General features: G+C 70.1%; 9 protein-coding genes. 6 read left to right on the top strand and 3 right to left on the bottom strand.

Annotated features, from left to right (window positions below):
• The 3 genes from DEIPI_RS29480 to DEIPI_RS29470 all read right to left on the bottom strand — a co-directional run.
• On the bottom strand, window positions 1–280 hold a 280-nt coding region (locus tag DEIPI_RS29480), incomplete at its 3' end, for an AAA family ATPase (RefSeq protein ID WP_045233866.1).
• Window positions 281–425: 145 nt separating this feature from the next.
• Window positions 426–791 carry a hypothetical protein gene (locus DEIPI_RS29475; protein ID WP_045233865.1) on the bottom strand — a complete coding sequence of 122 codons (366 nt, stop codon included), beginning with the start codon at window positions 789–791 and terminating at the stop codon, window positions 426–428.
• A gap of 58 nt (window positions 792–849) precedes the next feature.
• Entirely contained in the window at window positions 850–1,167 is a 318-nt protein-coding gene (locus DEIPI_RS29470) for a DUF1294 domain-containing protein (RefSeq protein WP_045233864.1), read from the bottom strand.
• Window positions 1,168–1,381: 214 nt separating this feature from the next.
• Here DEIPI_RS29470 and leuS point away from each other — a divergent pair, with 214 nt between their 5' ends.
• From leuS to cydB, 6 genes are all read left to right on the top strand, one after another.
• The gene (gene leuS / locus DEIPI_RS0107750) at window positions 1,382–3,865 is read left to right on the top strand and encodes a leucine--tRNA ligase (RefSeq protein WP_027481398.1); all 2,484 of its coding nucleotides are present in this window, start codon (window positions 1,382–1,384) and stop codon (window positions 3,863–3,865) included.
• A gap of 94 nt (window positions 3,866–3,959) precedes the next feature.
• A complete protein-coding gene (locus tag DEIPI_RS0107745; RefSeq protein WP_027481397.1) occupies window positions 3,960–4,625 on the top strand; it encodes an MOSC domain-containing protein in 666 nt (221 codons plus the stop codon).
• A 98-nt stretch (window positions 4,626–4,723) separates the two neighbouring features.
• Window positions 4,724–5,101 (top strand): DUF1622 domain-containing protein, encoded by a 378-nt coding sequence (locus DEIPI_RS0107740; protein WP_027481396.1) that lies wholly within the window; start codon window positions 4,724–4,726, stop codon window positions 5,099–5,101.
• 6 nt (window positions 5,102–5,107) lie between these two features.
• A complete protein-coding gene (locus DEIPI_RS29465; protein ID WP_245588530.1) occupies window positions 5,108–5,437 on the top strand; it encodes a DUF1622 domain-containing protein in 330 nt (109 codons plus the stop codon).
• 229 nt (window positions 5,438–5,666) lie between these two features.
• Window positions 5,667–7,106 carry a cytochrome ubiquinol oxidase subunit I gene (locus DEIPI_RS0107730; RefSeq protein WP_045233863.1) on the top strand — a complete coding sequence of 480 codons (1,440 nt, stop codon included), beginning with the start codon at window positions 5,667–5,669 and terminating at the stop codon, window positions 7,104–7,106.
• 1 nt (window position 7,107) lies between these two features.
• A complete protein-coding gene (cydB, locus tag DEIPI_RS0107725; RefSeq protein ID WP_027481394.1) occupies window positions 7,108–8,142 on the top strand; it encodes a cytochrome d ubiquinol oxidase subunit II in 1,035 nt (344 codons plus the stop codon).
• Window positions 8,143–8,227 lie beyond the last annotated feature (85 nt).

Here is an 8,227-nt window from a genome sequence, read left to right as displayed (position 1 = left end):
GCGCGACGGCGCCCGCCACGTCCTCGGTCCTCACGCCGCCGAGCCGGGCGAGGTCGACGCGTCTCGAGGGGTGCGCGTCCATGTGTTCGCGCACGAACCGCGCCGCGACCGCCGTCTTGCCCACTCCAGCGGGCCCGACGAGGGTCACGAGCCGGGACGGCCCCTCCAGCGCCGCGTGGACGCGTTCGAGGAGCTCTTCACGCCCGACGAGGCGTGTCGACGTGACGGAGACGGTCGGCGCCGGCCCGCTGGTGGTCGTGAGGACGCTGTTCCAGTTCATGCTTCACCTTCGAGTGCGGGTGGGATGAAGCGCTCGGACGAGGACGGCGCGGCGCGTGGGGACGAGGGAGGGGCCCCAGGGAGGGAACATCCGAATATGACCCGACCATCGTAAGTCAATGAAGACTCCCTGAATTGATGAATTGTTACGGCCGACCCTCGTCGTGGAGCGTCCTGAGGGACACGACGAGCACGCCGCCGAGGGTCAGCAGGACGGCCGCCGCCATTTGCGACGCCGCCGTCAGGGGCGCGCAGTCGCCGGGATGTGTCCACGCGGCGGTGGTCAGGACGGAGAGCACGGCGACGAGGGCGGAGGCGGCATACTCACGCGCGCCCCGGACGGGCACGGTGAGGGCGACGAGGACGACCGGGACGCTCGAGAGCGCGGCGGTCGGGCCGTGGAGGACGGTCGTGGCGGCGAGCGCCAGCAGCGCGACACGCCGTTCGGGCAGCGCTCGCCGCCAGGAGACGTCGACCCTCCACGGGCGGCGTGTGAAAAATCGTACGGTCATACCCCAGCGTAGGACGCCCGCCGGGAGGTCACGTCGGTTTCTTCACCTTCGCGCGGCGTCACGCGCCGCGTGAGGCGACGAGGCCCGCGAAGGTCAGCACGAGCAGGTTCGCGAGGACCGTCAGCACGAACACCACCCGGAAGATGAGCTTGCGCGTCTTGTGCCGCAGGGTGCGCTGCGCCAGGAGCGCGCCCGGCCACCCGCCGCACAGGGCGAGCAGGTGCAGGGTCACCTCCGGGGTGCGCCACCCGCCGCGTGCGGCGGCGCGCTTGTCGCGGGCGTACACGGCGAAGGTCACTGCGCTCAGCCCCACCGTCCACGCGGCGAGCAGCACGAGGCCGGGCGAGCGGGTCCAGACGAGCCCGAGGAGGTCCACGTCTCCAGCCTAACGTGTGCGGCGCGTGAGCCGCCCGGCGTATTCACGCGTGCGTCACGCGTGGTATACACTGACGCCATGATCGGCTCTGCGCTTACAGGAGGGGAGTTCCGCGGTTGACCTCACGTCCACGCGCGGCGCTCCCCGGCATTCCTGGCCGGGGCTTTCTTTTTGACTCCACGGTCTTCCCCATCTCCCCACAGCGAGGTCCAGCATGACGACGAACGACACCACTCCCGACACGCACGCCCCCGAGCCCCGCTCGGCGCGCTACAACCCGCACGCCTTCGAGCAGGCCTGGCAGGAACGCTGGGAGGCGGCGGGCCTGTACACCTTCGACGAGAACGCGCCCGGCGAGAAGCACTACGCCCTGACGATGTTCCCCTACCCCAGCGGCAACCTGCACATCGGCCACTGGTACGCGTACTGCGTGCCCGACGCGCGCGCCCGCTGGATGCGCATGCGCGGCCACAACGTGCTCTTCCCGATGGGCTTCGACGCCTTCGGCCTGCCCGCCGAGAACGCCGCGATCAAGCGCGGCGTGGACCCGCGCGGCTGGACGTACGACAACATCGCCTCCATGACCACGCAGTTCCGGCGCATGGGCACCATGATCGACTGGTCGCGCCGCTTCGCCACCTGCGACCCCGAGTACTACCGCTGGAACCAGTGGTTCTTCGTGCAGTTCTTCAAGCGCGGCCTGGCCTACAAGAAGGAGTCCTTCGTCAACTGGGATCCCGTGGACCAGACGGTGCTGGCCAACGAGCAGGTCGTGGACGGACGCGGCGAGCGTTCCGGCGCGCTGGTCGAGCGCCGCCTGATGAGCCAGTGGCACTTCAAGATCACCGAGTACGCCGAGGAACTGCTGGACTTCGGCGGCACCGACATGCCCGAACGCGTCCGTCTGATGCAGACCAACTGGATCGGGAAGTCGGTCGGCGCGGAGATCGACTTCCCCACCCCGGCGGGCACCGAGACGGTCTTCTCCACCCGTCCGGACACCGTCATGGGCGCCACCTTCCTGGTGCTGGCGCCCGAGCACGCCAAGGTCCGCGAGCTGACCACCGACGAGCAGCGCGCGGAGGTGGAGGCGTACGTGGAGGCGGCGGGCCGCCTGAGCGAGATCGACCGTCAGGCCGAGGGCCGCGAGAAGACCGGCGTGTTCACCGGGAGCTTCGCCACGCACCCCGTCACGGGGCACCAGCTGCCCATCTGGATCGCGGACTACGTGCTGGTCACGTACGGGACGGGCAGCATCATGGCGGTGCCCGGCCACGATCAGCGCGACTTCGAGTTCGCGACGAAGTTCGGGCTGGAGATCCGCGAGGTCGTGCGCGCCGAGGGCGGCGAGCCCTTCGTGCCGACCACGCCCGAGGAGACGCTGACGGGGGACGGCGTCCTGGTGAACTCGGGCCCGCTGGACGGCATGCGCGGCGGCAAGGGCCACATCGGTCCGGTCATCGAGAAGCTGGCGGAGCTGGGCGTCGCGCGCCCGCGCACCACCTACCGTCTGCGTGACTGGCTGCTGTCGCGCCAGCGCTACTGGGGCACGCCCATTCCCATCGTGTACTGCGAGCAGCACGGCGCGCAGCCCGTCCCGGAGGACCAGCTGCCGATCCCGCTGCCCTCGGACGTGGAGTTCCTGCCGACCGGGCAGAGCCCGCTGAAGCTGCACCCCACCTGGAAGAACACCACCTGTCCCGTGTGCGGCGGTCCCGCCGAGCGCGACACGGACACGATGGACACCTTCGTGGATTCGAGCTGGTACATGTACCGCTTCGCGTCGCCGCGCTTCGAGGGCGGCCCGTGGGACCCGGTGAAGGCGCGCGAGCTGATGCCCATCGACCTGTACACGGGCGGCATCGAGCACGCCATCCTGCACCTGCTGTACAGCCGCTTCTGGACGAAGGCGGCGCGCGACATGGGCCTGACGGACGCGAACGAGCCCTTCCGGGCGCTGCGCAACCAGGGCATCATCCTGGGCGAGGACAACGAGAAGATGTCCAAGAGCCGCGGCAACGTCGTCGATCCGGACGACCTGGTCCGCGAGTACGGCGCGGACACGGTGCGCACGTACCTGATGTTCATCGCGCCGTGGGAGATCGGCGGACCGTGGAGCCCCAGCGGCATCAACGGGCCCGCGAAGTGGCTGGGCCGCGTGTGGAGCCTGTACTTCGACGAGCCGCAGGGTCCCGCCGAGAACGTCACGGAGGCGGAACTGCGCTACGCCGTGCACTCCACCCTGAAGCGCGTCACGGGGGACTTCGAGCGCCTGAGCTTCAACACCATCGTCGCGGCGCTGATGGAGCTGACGAACACGCTGGTGAAGGCCAAGCGCGCCGGCGTGCGAGGGACGCCCGCCTGGGACGAGGCGCTGCGCCTGTTCAACCTGATGCTGGCCCCCATCGTGCCGCACATCGCGGAGGAGATCTGGACCCAGCGCGGCGGCGAGGCGAGCGTGCACGTGCAGGCCTGGCCCGACGCGGACGAGTCGGCGCTGGTGCGCTCCACCGTCACGATCGCGGTGCAGGTGAGCGGCAAGCTGCGCGGCCAGATCGAGGTGGGCGCGGACGCCACGAAGGACGAGATCATCGCGGCGGCCCGTGCCGAGGAGACCGTCGCGCGGTTCCTGGACGGCAGGGAGACCGTCAAGGAGATCTACGTGCCGGGCAGGATCGTCAACATCGTCGTGAAGTGACGGTCGGGAGTTCGGGGGCGTCCGTTCGCGGACGCCCCTTGCCCTGGGCTACGCCGCATGGCCGAGCGCCGACCGCAGGGCGTAGACTTCCCTCATGCACGTGCTCTCCGTGAACGTCGGTACCCCGCAGGCCCTCGACATCGCCGGGAAACCGGAGACGACCGGCATCCACAAGTCCGGGCAGTCGGGACGCGTGCGCGTCACCTCGCTCGGACTCGTCGGCGACTTCGTCGCGGACGTGGAGCATCACGGCGGGCCGGACCAGGCGGTGTACGTGTACACCCGGGACGATCTCGCGTGGTGGTCGGAGCGGCTCGGGGTGGAGCTCGCGCCCGGCACCTTCGGGGAGAACCTGACCGTGGCGGGCCTCGACGCCTCGCGGGTGCGGATCGGGGACCGGCTGCGCGTCGGGACGGCCCTGCTGGAGGTCACCGCGCCGCGCATCCCGTGCGCCACGCTCGCGGCGCGCATGAACGACCTCGCGTTCGTGAGGAAGTTCCGCGAGGGCGGCCGTCCGGGCTTCTACACCCGCGTGATCGAGGAGGGCGACGTGGCGGGCGGGGACGCCGCGAGCTTCGAGCCGGGCGCCGGGGCGCACCCCACCGTGAACGAGCTGTACGACGTGTGGTTCGAGAAGACGCCCGACGAGGCGCTCCTGCGGCGCATCCTCGCGGCGCCCGTCGCGGCGCGCGCCCGACCCTGGTACGAGGAGCAGCTGGCCGGGGTCGTCGCGTCCGGGGCGCGGGTCGCGACGAACTAGATCGCTTCACGATCTTCCCACCGCGTCGTGCGGGCGCCGTTGCTACGGTGCCCGCATGATCTCGTGGAGCGCGCCGGGGAGGCGCTGACGTGGAGGGCGTGCTCTCCTCCTTCGAGTCCAGCGTCCGCGCGCTGACGTCCCTGCTGGCCGTCGGCGTGGAGGGCGCGGCGGGCCTCGTCGTGGCCTTCGCGGTCATAGAGGCGCTGTGGCGCTCCGCGCGGCTCCTGCTGCCCGGCGCGGTGACCGACCGCGACGCCGCGAAGCTCGCGGTCCGGTTGCGGCTGGGCCGCTGGCTGGCCGTGGTGCTGGAGTTCCTCCTCGCGGCGGACGTGCTGCGCACCGCCATCGCGCCCACCTGGGACGACATCGGCAAGCTCGCCGCGATCGCCGCGATCCGCACGACCCTCAACTACTTCCTGGAACGCGAGGTGGAGGCCGCCGAGACGCACGCCTCGCCCTCCGCGGGCCGCGCCTGACGTGACGTGGGGGACGTCTGGCTGCCCCTCGCGCGGCTCGCGGTGGAGCTCGTCACGAACGTCGTCGTGGCGGGCGCGGCGCTGCTCGCGGCGGCCTCGCTGCTGCGCGGCGGCGACCTCGCGCCCGACCGCGCTCGGTCGAGGCTCGCGGACGGCCTGCTGCTCGCGCTGAGCCTCAAGACGGCGGCGGCGCTGCTGCGCACGCTGGAGGTGCGCACGTGGACGCAGATCGGGCTGTTCGCGGCGGTGCTGGTCCTCAGGATCGTGCTCAAACGCGTCTTCGCGGCGGAGGCGGCGCGGCTGAGGGGAAGCGCGAGGAAACGCCAGCAGACCTGAGGAGGTGGGTGTAACCCACCTCCCAATACCCTCGGTCCTTCGCGTGGCCTTAAGGGCCCTGTTCACCCCGCGCGCACCTTCGCGACTAGGGTACGTTCAGCACCTTCGGGTTGCCGCGCTCCGGGGACGCCCGTCCCTGGGCGCGAGGGAGGCGGCGTGTCACGCTGCGGTCGGTCGGCCGACCACCACGCGCGGCACACACGGACACGCCGCCCTCACGAGGTTCCGCATGGACATGGACGTCGTCGGCCTTTCCCGTTTCCAGTTCGCCTCCACCAGCATCTTCCACTTCTTCTTCGTGTCCCTCACGGTGGGGCTCGCCTTCCTCATCGCCGTGATGGAGACCATCGCGTACCTGCGCCAGGACAGACGCGCGGTGTACGAGAACATGACGAACTTCTTCGGACACCTCTTCCTGATCAACTTCGCGGTGGGCGTCGTGACGGGCATCGTGCAGGAATTCCAGTTCGGCATGAACTGGAGCGAGTACTCCCGCTTCGTCGGGAACATCTTCGGCGTGCCGCTCGCGCTGGAGGTGCTGATGGCGTTCTTCCTGGAGAGCACCTTCATCGGGCTGTGGTGGTTCGGCAAGGACCGCCTGCGGCCCTGGATGCGGCTCGGCAGCATCTGGCTCGTCGCGATCGGCACGCAGATCAGCGCCTTCTGGATCGTGCTCGCCAACGGCTGGATGCACCACCCCGTCGGGTACGAGGTCGTGAACGGGCAGGCCCTGCTGACGAGCTTCACGGCGGTCGTCTTCAACTACAAGGCGTGGCTGTACTTCGCGCACGTGCAGGGCAGCGCGTGGACCGTCGCGGGCTTCTTCGTCCTCGCGATCAGCGCCTACCACCTGCTGCGCGGACGCGACGTGGAGGTGTACTCGCGCTCGCTGCGCATCGCGCTGGTGTTCGCGGCCGTGGGCACCGTCTTCTCCGCCACGAGCGGGCACCGCGAGGCGCAGGTCGCGCGCTACGACCAGCCCATGAAGTTCGCGGCGATGGAGGCGCAGTGGGAGACGTCCGCGTCGCCCGCGCCGTGGTCGCTCGTCGCGAACATCGACCAGGAGAACAGGCGCAACACCTTCAGCATCGAGATTCCCTACCTGGGGTCGCTGCTGGCGTACAACAGCCTCACGGGGCGCTACGAGGGCATGAACCAGCTCAACGAGGAGTACCGCGCCCGTTACGGCCCGGGCGACTACGTCCCGCCCGTCGCGTGGGTGTACTGGTCGTTCCGGATCATGGTCGGCATCGGTTCGCTGCTGCTGCTCGCGGCGTTCACGGGCCTCTTCCTGTGGTGGAGGAAGCGCGCGGCGCTCAACGAGACGCGCTGGTACCTTCGCGCGCTGCTGCTGCTGCTGCCCCTGCCGTGGATCGCGAACTTCACGGGCTGGATGGTCACGGAGATGGGCCGTCAGCCCTTCATGGTGTACGGTCTGCTCACCGTGCGCGAGGGCGTGAGCGCCAACACCGCCGGCGAGGTCCTCGCGGGCCTCGTCGGGCTGTGGGTCGTCTACCTCGCCCTCATCGGGCTCGACATCTACCTGCTGACCGTCACGGCCCGCGCGGGCGTCCACGCCAAGCCCGAGGCGCAGATCCTCGCGGCGCCCGCCCCGAGCTACGCCGCCGAGGGCCCCGCCGGCTTCCAGGGCTACGACCGGAGGGAATGACGTGGACCTCGTGACCCTGTGGTTCTGGCTGATCGCGCTGACGTTCACGCTGTACTTCTTCCTGGAGGGCTTCGACTTCGGCGTGGACATCCTGCGGCCCCTGCTCGCGCGCACCGAGGCGGAGGAGCGTGCCCTCACGGGCACCATCGGGCCGTTCTGGGACGGCAACGAGGTGTGGGTGATCGCGGCGGCGGGCCTGATGTTCTCCACCTTCCCCACCTGGTACGGCGCGCTCTTCAGCGGCATGTACCCCGTGTTCGTGATCATCCTGCTGGCCCTGCTGCTGCGCGGCGTGTCCTTCGAGTACCGCAACCAGGTGGACCAGCAGCGCTGGCGTGACTTCTGGGACTGGATGTCGTTCCTCGGGAGCGTCGTCCCGTCGTTCCTGTGGGGCGTCGTGATGGCGAAGCTCATCGAGGGGCTCGCCGTGAACGGCAGTGCCCGCGTGGAGGGCGGCTTCCTGGACCTCTTCACGCCCTTCAGCTTCATCGGGGGGCTCGCGACGCTGCTGCTGTTCATGCTGCACGGCGCGAACTTCCTGCTGCTGCGCCTGCACAAGGACACGCGGCTCTACGCCCGCGCGCGCGCGGCGGCCCTGCTGTGGGGCGCGCTCGCCACCGTCGCGATCCTCGCGTTCGTGGTGATGGGCTACGTCACCGAGCGGCTCTTCGCGAGCTTCGGGGTGCTGCCGTGGCTGTTCCCGCTCGCGGCGGCCGTGACGCTCGCGAGCATCTGGTTCTCGCTGTCGCGGCGGCTCGACACGCTCGCGTTCACGATGAGCGGCCTCACCATCGTGTTCTCCACCGTGACGGTCTTCATCGCGCTGTTCACGCGCGGCGTGGTGCTGCCCTCCACGCTGGACCCCGCCAACAGCCTCACCCTCACCGAGTCCGCGAGCCAGCCGTACACGCTCGTGCTGATGACCTGGGTGGGCGGCATCTTCCTGCCGCTGATCATCGGCTACCAGATCTGGAACTACTACGTGTTCCGCGAGCGCATCCGGCCCGACGAGGGCGGCCTCGACCGGGGCTACTGATGGCCGGAGGCGCCACCTCGCGCGTCACCCGCCTGCCCGCCGTGCGCCGCCTCGCCCTCTCGTGCGCGCTGATGGGCGTGGCGAC

The sequence above is a fragment of the Deinococcus pimensis DSM 21231 genome, assembly GCF_000519345.1.
In the GTDB taxonomy this organism is placed as follows: domain Bacteria; phylum Deinococcota; class Deinococci; order Deinococcales; family Deinococcaceae; genus Deinococcus_A; species Deinococcus_A pimensis.
Note: the sequence above shows the minus strand (reverse complement) of the source record. Positions and strands in the feature narration are given on the sequence as shown.